The organism is Tistrella sp., assembly GCF_002684955.1.
Lineage (GTDB): Bacteria > Pseudomonadota > Alphaproteobacteria > Tistrellales > Tistrellaceae > Tistrella > Tistrella mobilis.
Window position 1 is genome coordinate 15,202 of record NZ_NYWI01000013.1, and the last position, 15,496, is coordinate 30,697.

14 protein-coding genes are annotated in these 15,496 nt (G+C 70.9%); 10 read left to right on the forward strand and 4 right to left on the reverse strand.

From position 1 onward, the window contains the following. Positions 1 to 109 precede the first annotated feature (109 nt). Positions 110 to 1,696: a lysine--tRNA ligase gene (locus CMO28_RS02830; protein ID WP_296709298.1), complete on the reverse strand. Its 1,587-nt coding sequence runs from the start codon at positions 1,694 to 1,696 to the stop codon at positions 110 to 112. A gap of 214 nt (positions 1,697 to 1,910) precedes the next feature. Here CMO28_RS02830 and CMO28_RS02835 point away from each other — a divergent pair, with 214 nt between their 5' ends. From CMO28_RS02835 to CMO28_RS02850, 4 genes are all read left to right on the forward strand, one after another. Further along, positions 1,911 to 4,874 (forward strand): ATP-dependent DNA helicase, encoded by a 2,964-nt coding sequence (locus tag CMO28_RS02835; protein ID WP_296709299.1) that lies wholly within the window; start codon positions 1,911 to 1,913, stop codon positions 4,872 to 4,874. A gap of 82 nt (positions 4,875 to 4,956) precedes the next feature. Beyond that, entirely contained in the window at positions 4,957 to 5,328 is a 372-nt protein-coding gene (locus CMO28_RS02840; protein WP_014746260.1) for a tellurite resistance TerB family protein, read from the forward strand. Between the two features lie 129 nt (positions 5,329 to 5,457). Beyond that, a complete protein-coding gene (locus CMO28_RS02845; protein WP_296709302.1) occupies positions 5,458 to 6,117 on the forward strand; it encodes a ribonuclease HII in 660 nt (219 codons plus the stop codon). After that, complete coding sequence (locus CMO28_RS02850; protein WP_323755055.1) at positions 6,114 to 7,361, forward strand: site-specific DNA-methyltransferase; 1,248 nt, start codon at positions 6,114 to 6,116, stop codon at positions 7,359 to 7,361. The genes CMO28_RS02845 and CMO28_RS02850 overlap by 4 nt, the downstream gene beginning before the upstream one ends. A 3-nt stretch (positions 7,362 to 7,364) precedes the next feature. On the opposite strand, the gene CMO28_RS02855 is transcribed toward CMO28_RS02850, so the two are convergent. The 3 genes from CMO28_RS02855 to CMO28_RS02865 all read right to left on the reverse strand — a co-directional run bounded on the left by CMO28_RS02855 (position 7,365) and on the right by CMO28_RS02865 (position 11,127). Next, positions 7,365 to 8,756, reverse strand: a complete 1,392-nt coding sequence (locus tag CMO28_RS02855; RefSeq protein ID WP_296709305.1) for a tetratricopeptide repeat protein — start codon at positions 8,754 to 8,756, stop codon at positions 7,365 to 7,367. Positions 8,757 to 8,901: 145 nt separating this feature from the next. Beyond that, entirely contained in the window at positions 8,902 to 10,077 is a 1,176-nt protein-coding gene (locus tag CMO28_RS02860) for an A/G-specific adenine glycosylase (protein ID WP_014746264.1), read from the reverse strand. A gap of 99 nt (positions 10,078 to 10,176) precedes the next feature. After that, on the reverse strand, positions 10,177 to 11,127 hold the full coding sequence (locus CMO28_RS02865; protein ID WP_296709308.1) for a LysR substrate-binding domain-containing protein: 951 nt from the start codon (positions 11,125 to 11,127) through the stop codon (positions 10,177 to 10,179). A gap of 146 nt (positions 11,128 to 11,273) precedes the next feature. Here CMO28_RS02865 and CMO28_RS02870 point away from each other — a divergent pair, with 146 nt between their 5' ends. The 6 genes from CMO28_RS02870 (at position 11,274) to CMO28_RS02895 (ending at position 15,492) form a co-directional block, all read left to right on the forward strand. Beyond that, positions 11,274 to 11,486 (forward strand): hypothetical protein, encoded by a 213-nt coding sequence (locus CMO28_RS02870; RefSeq protein ID WP_296709309.1) that lies wholly within the window; start codon positions 11,274 to 11,276, stop codon positions 11,484 to 11,486. A gap of 59 nt (positions 11,487 to 11,545) precedes the next feature. Then, on the forward strand, positions 11,546 to 12,163 hold the full coding sequence (locus CMO28_RS02875; RefSeq protein ID WP_062761223.1) for a cysteine hydrolase family protein: 618 nt from the start codon (positions 11,546 to 11,548) through the stop codon (positions 12,161 to 12,163). Positions 12,164 to 12,279: 116 nt separating this feature from the next. Further along, positions 12,280 to 12,702 carry a YciI family protein gene (locus CMO28_RS02880; protein ID WP_296709317.1) on the forward strand — a complete coding sequence of 141 codons (423 nt, stop codon included), beginning with the start codon at positions 12,280 to 12,282 and terminating at the stop codon, positions 12,700 to 12,702. Beyond that, positions 12,683 to 13,963, forward strand: coding sequence for an RNA polymerase sigma factor (locus CMO28_RS02885; RefSeq protein WP_296709318.1), 1,281 nt, complete (start codon positions 12,683 to 12,685; stop codon positions 13,961 to 13,963). Before CMO28_RS02880 ends, CMO28_RS02885 begins: the two co-directional genes overlap by 20 nt. Before the next feature lie 71 nt (positions 13,964 to 14,034). Continuing rightward, on the forward strand, positions 14,035 to 14,613 hold the full coding sequence (locus CMO28_RS02890; protein WP_296709321.1) for a DUF721 domain-containing protein: 579 nt from the start codon (positions 14,035 to 14,037) through the stop codon (positions 14,611 to 14,613). A 180-nt stretch (positions 14,614 to 14,793) separates the two neighbouring features. Continuing rightward, on the forward strand, positions 14,794 to 15,492 hold the full coding sequence (locus CMO28_RS02895) for a DsbA family protein (RefSeq protein WP_062761229.1): 699 nt from the start codon (positions 14,794 to 14,796) through the stop codon (positions 15,490 to 15,492). Positions 15,493 to 15,496 lie beyond the last annotated feature (4 nt).

Genomic DNA, 15,496 nt, shown 5'->3' on the forward strand with positions numbered 1-15,496 from the left:
ATACGCCGCTCACCAAGACGCTGAAGCCGCAGCCGTCAAGGTGTTGACGAAGAAGGGCCGGACAGGTCGCCCCGTCCGGCCCCTCGCTTGCGGATCTCCGCCCCCGCGGTCAGGCGGTGGCGAATTTGCCGGCCAGGGCGTCCTCGATCAGGCGGATGGTCTCGGGCCGGCCGTAAAGCTGGATGAACGAACCCATGCGCGGGCCCTGTTCCTGACCGAGCAGCACCTCGTAGAGCAGCTTGAACCAGGCGCGCAGGTTCTCGAAGCCATGGGCCTTGCCGACCTCGTAGACCTCGTCCTGGATCGCCTCGGCCGTGGCGTCGGCCGGCAGGTCGCCGAGCCTTGCCGCCAGGGCCTCGATCGCCGCGCGCTCGGCCGCGTCCGGCAGCTTGTAGCGCTTCTGCGGCTTCACGAAATCCTGGTAATAATTCACCGCATAGCCGACCAGCCGGTCCAGATCGGGCTGGGTTTCGGGCGTCGCCTCGGGGGCGTAGCGGGTGATGAAGCCCCACAGCACCGACTTGTCCTCGGCATTGCAGGCGCTGGCCAGGTTGAGCAGCATGGAGAAGCCGACCGGCGGCTCGCCCGCCGGCGGGTTGCCGCCATGGATGTGCCAGGCCGGGTTCTCCAGCGTCTTTGCCGGCTCGTCCGCGGCGTGGAAGCCGCGGAGATGGGCGTAATAATCGTCCACCGCCCGCGGGATCACATCGAAATACAGCCGCTTGGCGCGCTTGGGCTGCTGGAACATGAACAGCGACAGGCTTTCGGGAGAGCCATAGCGCAGCCAGTCTTCGATGCTGAGCCCGTTGCCCTTCGACTTCGAGATCTTCTGGCCCTCGGCATCGAGGAACAGTTCATAGGCGAAGCCGTTCGGCTGGCGGCCGCCCAGGATGCGGGCGATCTTGCCCGACAGCTCGGCCGAGGGGATCAGATCCTTGCCGTACATCTCGTAGTCGACGTCGAGCGCCACCCAGCGCATCGCCCAATCGGCCTTCCACTGCAGCTTGGCCCGGCCACCGGTCACCGGCTGCTCCACCGTCGTGCCGTCCTCGTCCTGGAAGACGATGGTGGTGGCGGCGGCGTCATAGGACAGGATCGGCACCTGCAGCACCCGGCCGGTCGAGGGGCTGACCGGCAGGATCGGGCTATAGGTCTTCTGCCGTTCCTCGCCCAGCGTCGGCAGCATGACCTTCATGATCTCGTCATAGCGCTCCAGCACCCGGCGCAGCGCGTCGTCGAAGGCGCCCGAGTGGTAGCAGTCGGTCGCCGAGCGGAATTCGTACTCGAAGCCGAAGGCGTCGAGGAAGGCACGCAGACGGGCATTGTTGTGGGCGCCGAAGCTCGCATGGGTGCCGAACGGGTCCGGCACCGCGGTCAGCGGCTTGCCGAGCGCGCCGCGCACCAGCTCCTGATTCGGGATGTTGTCCGGAACCTTACGCAGCCCGTCCATGTCGTCGGAAAAGGCGATCAGCTTGGTGGGCATGCCGGTCAGCTGCTCGAAGGCCCGGCGCACCATGGTGGTGCGGGCCACCTCGCCGAAGGTGCCGATATGCGGCAGACCCGAGGGGCCGTAGCCGGTCTCGAACAGGACATAGCCCTTCGCCGGCAGTTTTCCGTCCAGCCGCTTTGCCAGATCCTGGGCTTCCTTGAACGGCCAGGCCTTGGCCTCGGCCGCGAGACGGCGATCGACGGTCATGATGGGACGCATCCCTGCGAAGGGGTTGATGGATGGAGACGCGGCGAAGGTATGCGCAGCCGCAGCATGGGTCAATCGAGCGGATCTCATACAAGGCCGGCGGCATGTGCATGGCCGAACTGGTACAAGACGCGAACAACCCCTATAACCTACGGACACGCTCAGCCCGTCCCCGCCCGCACCCCAGCCGCACGAGCCCGGTAACCGGACCCCGATGCCAGCCCAAGACGACGCCTTCCGGGGTCTCGATCCCGCCCGGACCGATCCGCTGAACGCACCCGTTCTGGTGGCGCGTCGCGGCCGCGGCTATTGGAGCGCGCGGCCGGGCGAGACCTCGCGGGCGCTTCGTCCCGACCGGGTGGCGACCGCCTGGCACGATCATCAGCCGCTGGTGATCCACAAGCCGGCGACAGCGCGACGGCTGGGGCTGGACCCCGCACAGCTTGAAGCCTTCGACCTGCTGGAACTCTTCGCCTTCATCAACCCGGCAGAGACACCGCCGCCCACCGCGCTCGGCCTTGCCGCGGCGCTCGATGTGGAGCTGCCCGGCGCCGATCCCACGGGCGAGATCGCCTGCATCCGTGCCATCACCCGCCGGCTGCTCAAGGTCGCCTCGATCAAACTCCGCCTGCCGGAACCCGCCGCCCTGCTGCACGAGGCGGCGCAGGCCGGCTGGATCTGGGCCCGGCCGCTGATCCAGGCTTCGGGCGCGGTGCCGCCCGCCGACAGCTGGGGGCTGAAGGTCTGGGGGCGGCTGCCCGAATGGCAGGAACAGCCGCCCGAAGGCCGCCCCACCCAGCTGGGCGTGCTACCCGAAGAGGCGGTGCAGCGGCTGGAGCGGCTGACCGGTGCCGGCGCCGAGCCGCGCCCGGAACAGCGCCGCTATGCCATGCATGCCAGCCTGGCCTTCGCCGCCCGCCATGAAGGCCAGGGCCCGGCCCTGGTGCTGGCCGAAGCCGGCACCGGCACCGGCAAGACGCTCGGCTACATCGCCCCCTCCAGCCTCTGGGCCGAGAAGAACGGCGGCACGGTCTGGATCAGCACCTATACCAAGAACCTGCAGAAGCAGATCGACGACGAACTCGACCGGCTCTATCCCGATCCGGACGAGAAGGCGCGGCGCGTGGTGGTGCGCAAGGGCCGCGAGAACTATCTCTGCCTGCTGAACTATCAGGAGGCCATGCGCCGCACCGATACCGGCCCCGACCGGGCGGGGCTGGTGCTGACCGCCCGCTGGATCGGCGCCACCCGCGATGGTGCGCTTTATGGCGGCGACTTCCCGGGCTGGTTGTCGGAACTGGTCGGCCGGCGGGCGACGCTGGACCTCACCGATCATCGGGGCGAGTGCATCTATTCGGCCTGCGAGCACTATCGCCGCTGCTTCATCGAACGCGCGCAGCGCCGCTCGCGCCGGGCGCGGATCGTGGTTGCCAATCATGCCCTGGTGATGGTTCAGGCGGCGACCGGCGGCGATGATCAATACGGCCCCGACCGCTTCGTCTTCGACGAGGGCCATCACCTGTTCGACGCGGCCGATGCCGCCTTCGCCGTCGACCTGTCGGGACGCGAGGGCGAGGAACTGCGCCGCTGGATCGCCGGCCGCGAGACCCAGCGCCGCAGCCGCGCCCGCGGCCTGCGCGACCGGGTGGGCGATCTGGTCGCCGGCCGCCCGGCTGCGGAAGAGGCGCTGGCCGAGGCGATGCGCGCCGCCCGCGCCCTGCCGGCCGAGGGCTGGCGCCAGCGTCTGGAAGACGGCCTGCCCGAGGGGCCGTTCGAGGTGTTCCTGGCCCGCGCCCGCGGCACCGTGCTTGCCCGTGCCGCGGGCGATGCCGATGCGCCCTATGGGCTGGAGGCGCCGGTCGCCCCGCCGGCCCCCGATTTCATCGTGGCAGCCACAGAGCTTGAAGCCGCACTCCGCCTGCTGGAAGTGCCGCTCGGCCGGCTGTCGGAAGCGCTGGCCGGCATGCTGGACGAAGAGGCCGACACGCTGGAGCCGGGGGACCGCGCGCGGATCGATGCCACCGCCCGGGCGATCAGCCGCCGCGCCGCGGGGCTGGTCAAATCCTGGCGCGAGATGCTGGGCGCGGTGGAAGAGGGCCCGCCCGCCCATCATGTCGACTGGCTGGCGATCGACCGCGCCTTCGGCCGCGATGTCGACGTGGCGCTGAAGCGGCGCTGGATCGACCCGATGCTGCCCTTTGCGCGGGTGTTCGGCGAACGCGCCCGCGGCCTGCTGGTGACATCCGCCACCCTGACCGGCGGACGGCTGCCCGCCCGGGCCAAAGCGACGGCACCCGACGGCGACGGCGACCCGCCAGCGACGGCAGAAACCCGCGACGGTCTGGACTGGCGGACGGCCTTCACCCGATCGGGCGCCCGCCACATTCCCGGCACGCCGCAGACGCTGAGCCTGCCCTCGCCCTTCGATTACGGCGCCTCGGCGCTGGCCCTGGTGGTGACCGATCTGCGCCGGTCCTCGGCCGACCAGATCTCGGCCGCCTATCGCGAACTGTTCCTGGCGGCAGAGGGCGGCGCGCTCGGCCTGTTCACAGCCGTGCGCCGCCTGCGCGTGGTGCACGACCGGATCGCGGCGGCGCTGGAAGAGGCGGGGGTGTCCCTTTACGCCCAGCATGTCGATCCGCTGGACACCGCCACCCTGGTCGACATCTTCCGCGCCGAGGAAGAAAGCTGCCTGCTGGGCACAGATGCGGTACGCGACGGCGTCGACGTGCCCGGGCGGTCGCTGCGCCTGCTGGTCGCCGACCGGGTGCCCTGGCCGCGGCCCGACATTCTGCACCGGGCCCGGCGGCTCGCCTTCGGCGGCAGCCATTACGACGACGCCATCGTCCGGCTGCGGCTGCGCCAGGCCTTCGGCCGGCTGATCCGGGCGCGGGAGGATCGCGGCGTCTTCGTGCTGCTGGACGGTGCCCTGCCCACAAGGCTGACCACCGCCTTCCCCGAAGGCGTGACGGTGGAACGGGTCGGCATCGCCGAGGCAATCCGTCGCACCCGTGCCTTTCTGCACCCGCAAGCCGGCCAGGATCGGGACCGGCGGGACGGGGCCGGCTTGCCCCTGCCCGAGGCTTCCGGTAACAATCGGGGACCGGCGGTGCCGGGCGCCCGGAAACCGGGGGACCGGCAACACGACAACCGGCGCCCGGACGACATCTCCGGCTGACGACACCACCTCCTCATCGCATCTCCCGCCCCTCGACGGTTGACGGTAAATGGCTGCTCATCACTCCGCATTGATCCACACCATGGTTCTGATCTCCGCCGCCGATCGCGAGATGACCGATTTCGAGATGAAGGCGATCGGCGACACGGTGCAGGGCCTGCCCGTGTTCCGCGATTTCGACGCGACCACGCTGCCCGCCATCGCATCGGATTGCGTCGGCATGCTCCAGAACGAGGACGGGCTGGATGCCGTGCTCGACCATCTGGCCGCCGACCTGCCGGCGAAGCTGCGCGAGACCGCCTATGCGCTGGCCTGCGAAGTGGCCGCCGCCAACGGCTCGGTCAGCCAGGAGGTGATGCGCCTGCTCGAAATCCTGCGCCATCATCTGAACATCGACCGCCTGATCGCGGCTGCGATCGAGCGCGGCGTCCGCGCCCGCTATGCCCATCTCTGATCGGCAGAGCCGGTGAACGAAACCGCCCCGCCCCGACCGTCGCGCGCAAGGCGCAGACCGGCCGCCCCCGCCACCGAAGCGGCGCCACGCAGGCGTGGCCGCCGCGGGGGTGAACGGGCGGCCGCGGCCATGGCTGCGGCCGAGGCGGCGCTGGTCCGCGAACTGACCGATCCGCTGGCCGTGGTCGGCATCGACGAGGCCGGGCGCGGCCCCTGGGCGGGGCCGGTGGTCGCAGCCGCGGTGATCCTGGATCCCGCGCGCCCGATCGAGGGTCTGGCGGACAGCAAGAAGTTGAGCCGCAAGAAGCGCGAAGCCCTGTTCCCGCTGATCATGGAACGCGCCCGGGTCGGCATCGGCGAGGCGTCGGTGCGCGAGATCGACCGGCTGAACATCCTGAAGGCGAGCATGCTGGCCATGCGTCGCGCCTTTGCGGATCTGGATGCCGGCGGCCGGCCGCCGGAACTCGCGATCGTCGATGGCGACCATACGCCCGAACTGCCGGTGCCGGCGGTGCCGGTGATCGGCGGCGACGGCCGCTCGGCCGCGATCGGCGCGGCATCGATCATAGCCAAGGTCACCCGCGACCGGATCATGGCCGAACTGGACCTGATCCATCCGGGCTTCGGCTGGGCGCACAATGCCGGCTATGGCACCGCCGAGCATCTGACCGCGCTGGAACGCCAGGGCACCACCGGCCATCACCGGACCAGTTTCGCGCCGATCGCCCGGCTGATCGCCGGCGCGCCGGTGGAGGCCGAGCCGACAGCAGACGAGGTTGCGGCCGAATGAGGCGCCGGCGCAGCGACAGGACGTCCGCTCCATCACCGGCAGAGCCGGCGCCCATCGACCCGATCGACCCCGACGCCGCGGCCGGCAGCGTGCTTGCCGGCGACTGCATCGAGGTGATGCGCCGCCTGCCTGCGGGATCGGTGGACATGATCTTCGCCGACCCGCCCTATAATCTGCAGCTGGCCGGGCCGCTGCACCGGCCCAATAACAGCCGGGTGGCCGCGGTCGAGGATGCCTGGGACAAATTCCCCGATTTCGCCGCCTATGACGCCTTCACCCATGCCTGGATGGCCGAGGCCCGCCGGGTGCTGAAGCCCCAGGGCACGATCTGGGTGATCGGCAGCTATCACAACATCTTCCGGGTCGGCGCCGCGATCCAGGATCTGGGTTTCTGGATCCTGAACGACGTGATCTGGCGCAAGACCAACCCGATGCCCAATTTCCGCGGCCGGCGCTTCACCAATGCCCACGAGACCCTGATCTGGGCCGCACGCGATGCCCGCACCCGCTATCGCTTCAACTACAAGGCGCTGAAGCGGCTGAATGACGGGCTGCAGATGCGCAGCGACTGGCTGCTGCCGATCTGTTCCGGCCCCGAGCGGCTGAAGGATGGCGACGGCCGCAAGGCCCATGCGACCCAGAAACCCCTGGCCCTGCTCTACCGGGTGCTTCAGGCCGCAACCGCGCCGGGGGACCTGGTACTGGACCCGTTTTTCGGCACCGGATCGACCGGTGTCGCCGCCAAGGCGCTGGGCCGGCGCTTCATCGGCATCGAGCGCGACCCGGGCTATGTCGAGCTGGCGATGCGGCGCCTTGCCGAGGCGCCCGAGACGCCGGATCCGAAGCTGCTGGGCGGCGACGGGGTGGAGCGCGAGCCGCGCATCGCCTTCGGCCTGCTGGTGGAAACCGGCCTGCTGCCGGTGGGCACGAAGCTTTGGGACCGGCAGGCCCGCCATTCGGTCAAGGTCCGCGCCGACGGTCTGGTGGAAACCGGCCGCGGCCGCAACGCCGCCTTCGGCTCCATCCATCAGATGGGGGTGAAGGCCTCGGGCGGGCCGTCCTGCAACGGCTGGACCTTCTGGCACACCCGCGCCCGCAACGGCACGCTGACCCCGATCGACGAGCTGCGCCGCCGGCTGCGCGCCGAAATGGCCGAAGAGCCGCTGACCGCCGCGGAAGAGGATGCGGCAGAAGAGAATGCGGCCGGGACCGACATCCCGGCCATCCTCTCGGTCACGACCTGAGCGTCAGCCGCGATAGCGGCGGGTCAGCGCGTCGGCATGGGTCAGCAGCGCCTGGGCCCGGGCATCCAGACCAAGCCTGCCATACACGTTCGACAGGGCCCGCAGGGTCGCCGGCACTTCGGGCGTGGCGGCGCGGCGCAGTTCCAGCATCTGCTGGGCCGGCACCAGCCGGTCGGCCCGGATCAGGGCATCCAGATAGACCTGTTCGAACAGGTCGCGCTGGGCATGGCTGCCGCCGATCTCGGTCATCCGCGGCAGGGCCTGGCCCAGGCCGCGGATCGCCGCCTGCCATTCGCCCTTCGCATGGGCCAGCAGGCCGTCGGCGGCCGGAACCGCCACCTCGGCCCAGGCCGGCACCAGGAAGGGCGGCACGGCGCGGGCATGGGCATGGATCGCCAGCCGCAGGGCATCGGCCTTCCCGGTCAACCCGGCGCGGGCCAGACCGTAGAGATATTGCAGGTCCAGGAAGGGCTGGACATGGTCGCCGGTACGCAGCGCCAGATAGGTGCCGAGATCGGCCCAGCGGTCGCCGACGTCGATCCCGGCCAGTTCCAGCCGCATCAGCAGCGAGACCGCGTTGATCTGGTCCTGGGAATATTCCTTCCACACCCCCCAGACCCGGCCGTCATAGATCGCGAAAATCTCGTCCACCCGGTCGCGGTCCAGCAGGAACAGGCAGAGATGCCACCAGTTATGGGTCGACATGAACGAGTTGAGCCCGACCCAGGTCTCGCTCATCTCCTGCATGAAGGCGAGCCCGTCATCGGTGCGGCCGCGGCTGAGGCAGACATGGGCGATGGCGTGATGGGCCCAGGGCTCGTCGCGGCGCAGCCGGATCGCCTCGCGCGCTTCCGCCTCCGCCTCGTCGATCAGATGGCACTGTTCCAGCGCGAAGGCGCGCATGCCGTGCAGCTCCGCCACCTCGGGCGCATGGGGCACGGCATGATCGACGATGCGCAGCATGGTCGGGCTGTCGCCCAGATTGAAGGCGTGATACTGGCCGAGCTTGGCGGCGACCAGATCACGCGGGAAGCGGCTGACCGTCTCTTCATGCAGCCGGATCGCCCGCGGCATGTCGCCCCGGACCCAGGCGCCCACCGCCTCTACCGTCAGCCGCTCGCGCGGGGTGGCATCGCCGGCCGCCGCCTCGGCACGGGCCAGATAGGGCGTGGCGTTGGCGACCGCATCGGGGGTTTCGGCGAACATGTGCAGGGCTGCCGCATAGGCCTGGGCCAGGGCCGAATCATGATCGGCATCCGCCGCCGGCAGCAGGTCGACCGCCTCGGCCCTGTAACCCAGGAAACCGCCGATGAAAGCGTCGATGCCGTCGATGGTGCCCGACCGGCCGGTGGTCACGGCATTGTCGAGACGGTCGGTCTGTCGGCTGATCGGCATGGTCCAGGCATCCCTTGCTGTCGCGCTGAGGCTGGCGGTGACCGGGCCGGATGGCCGTCACCGCCGCCTGCACCAGTCTGGGTGCGCCGGGCCCGGCGGATCAAGGGTTCCGTTTGCCGCAGCCCCCCCGATCCACCGGCCGGGATCAGAAGGGCAGCCCCTGCTGGCGGCCACCGACACCGGCATGTTCGACCAGCTTGGCCATCACGCTCGGCAGGCCGGCGACGCCCAGATGTTCGGGCTTGCACCAGCGCGGATCGCCCGCCTCCCCCGCTTCGGCCGCATCCAGGGCCGCGGCTTCGGCACGGGTCATCCGGCGCAGCATCACCCGCGCTTCCAGCCGGAAATGGGTGAAGACATGAACCACCGTGCCCGGCAGCATCCGCCAGCCGGTGGGGCCGAGCGGGGCATGGGCCAGGGCCTCGGCCTCGTCCCAGGGCGCCCCCTCGCGCCAGGGCGTGGCCGGCACTTCGGTCATCGCCCCCAGCAGCCCGCCTTCGGGGCGGGTGCGGATGCGCAGCGCATCGCCGGGCGCCAGGGCCACGAAAGCCACGGCATGGCGCACCGGCCGCTCCCCCTTGGGCAGGCGGGCGGGCAGGTCGTCGGCGATCTCCCGCGCCTCGGCGGCGCATTCGCCGGTCCAGGGGCAGCGATGGCAGGCAGGCCGGCGCGGGGTGCAGAGCGTAGCGCCCAGATCCATCATCGCCTGGGCGAAATCGCCCGGCCGGTAGTCATGGGCGAACTGGGCGGCGCGGGCGCGCAGTTCCGGCTTGGCATCCGGCAGGGGCGTCGTGACGGCATAAAGCCGCGCAGTCACCCGCTCGACATTGCCGTCCACCGGCACGGTCGGCCGGTCGAAGGCGATCGCCGCCACCGCCGCCGCGGTATAGGGGCCGACACCCGGCAGATCCAGCAGCCCCGCCTCGGTATCGGGAAAGCGGCCGCCATGATCCGCTGCCACCGCCTGAGCACAGGCATGAAGGTTGCGCGCGCGGGCGTAGTAGCCGAGCCCCGCCCAGCGCGCCAGCACCTCTTCCCGGGGGGCGGCGGCCAGATCGGTCACCCGCGGCCAGCGGTCCAGGAAGGCGCGGAAATAGGGCCCGGCCGCGGCCACCGTGGTCTGCTGAAGCATGATCTCGGACAGCCAGACGGCGTAGGGATCGGCGGTCTCGCCCGGCGCCGCCCGCCAGGGCAGCACCCGGCGGTTGTGATCATACCAGTGCAGCAGCCGCATGCGCAGCCGGTCGCGGCGCGCGGGATCGATCGGCGGCACGGCAGGACCGGCAGCGATCCGGGTCTTGGGCGGGCGGCCTCGGGGCATGGGCGGCGGACATCCTGGCTGAACGAGCGAAGCTCCCGGAGACCGGGGGCGGCCCTGACATAGCGCCGGGCGATGCCGGCGGCAAGGCCCGGCTGCGCCTCAACCGCCGCCCCGCGGCGGCGGCAGGGCCTTCAGCTGGCATTCGGCTTCCGCCTGAATCCAGGTCAGGAAATCGCGGATCGGCCGCGCGCCCTCGCGGTCTTCGGGATAGACCACCCAATAGTCATGGGGGACGTCCAGGCTTTCGGCGAAGGGCCGGACCAGCGCGCCGGTCACCAGCGCATCGACCGCCAGCCCCAGCGGCACGATGGCAGCCCCCATGCCCGCCGCCGCCGCGTCCAGGCACAGAAAGGTCAGGCCATAGCGCGGCCCCCGGCCGCCATCGACGCCCGACAGCCCGTGATGGCGCAGGAAATCGGTCCAGCCCGGATCGACGAAATTGCCGGCCGGGTCGATCTCGTCATGCAGCAGGGTGACGCGGGCCAGATCCGCCGGGCTGCGCAGCCGCGCGGCCATCGCCGGCGCGCAGACCACCACCATCCGCCCGGGCAGGATCCGGTGTGCCACCAGCCCCGGATAGCGGCCACCGCCATAGCGGACCGCGACATCGACGCCGTCGCGGTTGAAATCGGCCAGCGTCGAGGCGGCAAGCAGGCTGACCTGGCGGCCGCCCAGCGCCGCGGTCAGCCGCTCCATCCGCGGCAGCAGCCAGCGGCCGGCAAAGCTCGCCAGCGTCGAGACGGTCAGGCCGAATTCGGAGGTGACCTCCTGCACCCGCCGGATTTCGGTTTCCAGCTGGTCGAACTGGTCGGTCAGCGCCGGCTGCAGGCGGCGGGCATATTCGGTCATCTCCACCCCGCGCGCATGGCGGGCGAAGAGCGGCCGGCCCAGCCAGTCTTCAAGCTGGCGGACCTGCTGGCTGACGGCCGCCGCCGTCACGCCCAGTTCCTCGGCCGCGCGGGAAAAGCCGCCGAGGCGGGCGGCGGCCTCGAAATGACGCAGCGCCAGCAAAGGCGGCAGACGGCGACGGCGAAGCGGCGGCTGACTCACGCAGGTGGATCCCGTCCTGGGGGCGGCCCGGGTCCTGCCCGACCCAGGCTCAGCCTGATTGAGGCTATGGGCGAGAAAGGCTCCGTCGCGGCCGGGGCCGGCTCGCCGTAGTCTCAGGACCGTATCATGAACTCCGGAGACGAACCATGTCCCCCTCCCCGTCGGCCCCCTGCATGGACCGGCGGCGCGCCGTCTTTCCGTCGGTGGCACCGCTGTCTGCGGCCCTGATCTCCCTTGTCCGGCACATCGACCGCCTGGTGCGGAGCGACCGCCCCGGCCGGATTCCGGCCGCCGAGCGCCAGGCCTATGACCTCGGCGATCCGCATCCCGAACCGCCCCGCCCCTGCTGGCCCTTCTGACACCACCCTGGCCCTTCTGAAACCGGATCCTTCCGCGCCCCCAACGGAAAGCCATGCCGATGCCGCTGACTGCCCCGGCCACCACCCTGCTCGCCCATGCCGGCACCACGCTTCAGCCGGCCGAACCGGCGCGGGCCGCCCTGGTGCTGGTCGCCGTGCAGGAGGAATATCGCAACGGCCGGCTGCCGCTGGTGGGGGTGGATGCAGCGCTGGATGAAATCTGCCGCCTGCTGCACCGCATGCGCCGGCTGGAAGTGCCGGTGATCCATCTCCGGCACCTCGGCCGGCCCGGCGGCGGGCTGTTCGATCCGGGCGGAACCGGGGCGCTGATCATCCCGGCGGCGGGCCCACGCGACGGCGAGATCGTGATCGACAAATCCCTGCCCGACGGTTTCACCGGCACTGATCTCGCGGCGCGGCTGCGGGCAGAGGGTCGCGACCAGCCGGTCTTTGCCGGCTTCATGAGCCATCTCTGCATCTCCAGCACCGCCCGCGCCGCCCTGCATCTGGGTTTTGCGCCGACGGTGGTCGGCCGCGCCTCGGCCACCCGCGACCTGCCGGCCGCGGCGGGCGAGACCGAGCCGGTCCCGGCCGAAATCCTGCATCGCGCAACGCTCGCGGCCCTCGCCGACCGCTTCGCGGCGGTGGTGCCGGATGCCGGTGCCTGGGGCGGCTGACCGCGCCGCCGGAAATCCCCCTAAAAAAATCTCTGCGCACTGTCGATTGCGGCCGAACCGGTTCGTCGTCATGTCAGGGGGGCGATCAAGCCTCCATCGACAACGGAGACGAGACGATGCGTGTCATGGTTCTGGTGAAGGCGACGGCCGACAGCGAAGCGGGCATCATGCCCTCCACCGATCTGCTTGAAGCGATGGGTCGCTTCAACGAAGAGCTGGTCGCGGCCGGCATCATGCTGTCGGGCGACGGCCTGAAGCCTTCCGCCCAGGGCAAGCGCGTGGCCTTCGACGGCCCTGCCCGCAGCGTGATCGACGGCCCCTTCGCCGAGACCCGCGAGCTGGTCGCCGGCTTCTGGATCTGGGAGGTGAAGGACATGGCCGAGGCGGTCGAATGGGCGAAGCGCTGCCCCAACCCGATGCCCGGCCCCAGCGAACTCGAAATCCGGCCCTTCTACGAGATGGCCGATTTCGCCGATGTCCTGACACCCGAGGTGGCGGCGATCCACGACCGGGTCCGCGATGACCTTGCCGGACACTGACCCCGACGCGGCGGTCCGCCGCGCGGTCGAAACCGTGTTCCGGATGGAGCGGGCCCGCCTGATCGGCGGGCTCGCCCGGATGCTGCGCGACATCGATCTGGCGGAGGACCTGGCGCAGGAGGCCCTGCTCGCCGCCCTGGCCGACTGGCCGCGCAGCGGTATTCCCGCCCGGCCCGGCGCCTGGCTGATGGCGACGGCGAAGCGTCGGGCGATCGACCGCTTCCGCCACCGGCGGATGCAGGCGCGCAAGCTCACCGAACTCGGCCACGCGCCCGAGGATGACGGCGCGGCACAGGTGACGGCGGCAGAGGCGGCGATGGATGATGACCTCGGCGACGAGATCCTGGGCCTGATCTTCGCCGCCTGCCACCCGCTGCTGACGGCCGAGGCCCGGGTGGCGCTGACCCTGCGCCTGATCGGCGGGCTCACCACCGACGAAATCGCCCCCGCCTTTCTGGCGAAAGACGCCACCATCGCCCAGCGGATCCTGCGGGCGAAGAAGACACTGGGGCGCGCCGGTCTCGCCTGGGAGATCCCCGAGGGCGACGCCCTGAAGCCCCGGCTCGCCTCGGTGCTGGAAGTGATCTATCTGGTCTTCAACGAAGGCTATGCCGCCACCGCCGGCGACGATCTGATCCGTCCGGCGCTTGCCGACGAAGCCCGACGTCTGGGGCGGATCCTGGCCGCGGCGATGCCGGGGGAGGCGGAGATCCACGGGCTCTGCGCGCTGATGGATCTGCAGGCCTCGCGCTTCGCGGCCCGGGTGGCCCCGGACGGATCCCCCGTGCCGCTGACCGGGCAGGACCGCCGGCTCTGGGACCGGACGCTGATCCGGCGGGGGCTCGATGCCCTGGCGAAAGCCGAGGCAGCGGGCGGCGCCGACGGCCCCTATGCCCTGCAGGCCGCCCTTGCCGCCTGCCATGCCCGCGCGGGCCGGGCGGAGGACACCGACTGGCCGCGGATCGCCGGGCTCTATGACCGGCTGGCCGTGGTTATGCCCTCGCCGGTGGTGGAGCTGAACCGGGCGGTGGCCCATGGCGTGGCCTTCGGCCCCGGGGTCGGGCTCGCGCTTCTGGCACCGCTCGACGGGCTGCCGGCGCTTGCCGGCTATGCGCCCCTGCAGGCGGCGATCGGCGACATGCTCGCCCGGGCCGGCCAGCCTGGGGAAGCGCAGGCGCGGTTCACCCGCGCCGCATCCCTTACCAGCCATCCCAGGGAGCGGGATTTCCTGCTGGCACGCGCCGCCGCCTGCGTCGTCTGACGATGCGGTTCGCCTTCCGGCCCGCACGGGGCTAGAATGGGCGCCGAACCCCGCCAGCCGCCGGAGCCCCGATGGCAGAGACCGCCGCCGATACCGCCGCCGAGCGCCGCCGCGCCGCCAGCCGCCGCGCAGCGCGGCCCGATGGCCCGCGCAAAGAGGGGGAGGCCGAGCGGATCCGGGCGGAACGCAGGCTGGCGGATCTGGTGCCGGGGCTGCTGGACCGCGATCTCAGGCGCCGGGGCTTCATGGCCGGGCGCATCGTCACCGACTGGCCGCAGATCATCGGCCGGCCGCTCGACCGGGTGACCATGCCGCTGGAACTGAAATTCCCGCCCGGGCGCCGCGCCGGCGGCACGCTGATCGTGAAGGTCGCCGGCCCCTTCGCAACCGAGATCCAGATGCTGAGCCATCTGGTGATCGAGCGGGTGAACGCCTATTTCGGCTATGGCGCGGTGGAACGGCTGCGCATCCAGCAGGGGCCGATCCCCGCCCCCCAGACCCGACCCCATCCGGTGGTCCGGCCGCTGCCGCCCGCGGAAGAACGCCGGCTGGGCCAACTGGTCGCCACCGTGCCCGATGCCGATCTGGCCGCGCGTCTGGAACGGCTGGGCCGGGCGGTCTATGACAAGGCGGCCCGCCGGCGTGCCTGATGCGGCTGACCCTTGTGGGGTTCCGCACCGTCATGCACCGGCTGCGGCCCGCCGCCGCAGGATCGAGACTGGTTTGCAGCGCCGTCCCGCACTAAACTCCGGTCGCGCGGCGGGTCCTGCCGCCGACGCATCAGCGATTTCCACCCGGTATTTCCAGTTGTTAGGGAGCTTCGTCGTCCGGTGCGCAATCTGACCTATGGCCTGATCGGCATCGCCGCCGTCGCCGTCGTCGGCCTCGGTGCCTGGCAGTTCGCCCTGAAGGACGAAGCCCCGACACCGACAGCGGCGCCGGCCGCCCAGCAGGGCCAGGCCAGCCAGAGCCCCGCCACGGGCGGCAATGCCGCAGCCCAGCTCGCCCAGGCGATGCCCGGCGATCATGTGATCGGCGACCCGGCGGCGCCGGTCACGATCATCGAGTATTCCTCGCTGACCTGCCCGCATTGCGCCGCCTTCCATGCCGGCACCCTGCCCGAGTTGAAGACCCGCTATATCGACACCGGCAAGGCCAAGCTGGTGCTGCGCCATTTCCCGCTGAACGAGCCGGCGCTGGTCGCGGCCAAGCTGGCGGAATGCGTGCAGCCCGAACGCTATGCCGGCTTCGTCGACGTGCTGTTCCGCTCTCAGGCCGAATGGGGCGTGATGCAGGACCCGACCGAGGGGCTGAAGCGCTATGGCCGCCTTGCCGGCCTCAGCGACGATCAGATGCAGGCCTGCCTGACCGACGGTGCCATCGAGGAGAAGATCCTGAACCAGCGCCTTGAAGGCTCGCGGGTCTTCGAGATCAACAGCACGCCGACCTTCATCGTCAATGGCGAGAAGGTGGTGGGCGACCAGCCGATCGATGCCTTCGCCAAGGTTATCGACGACAAGCTGCCGTAAACCG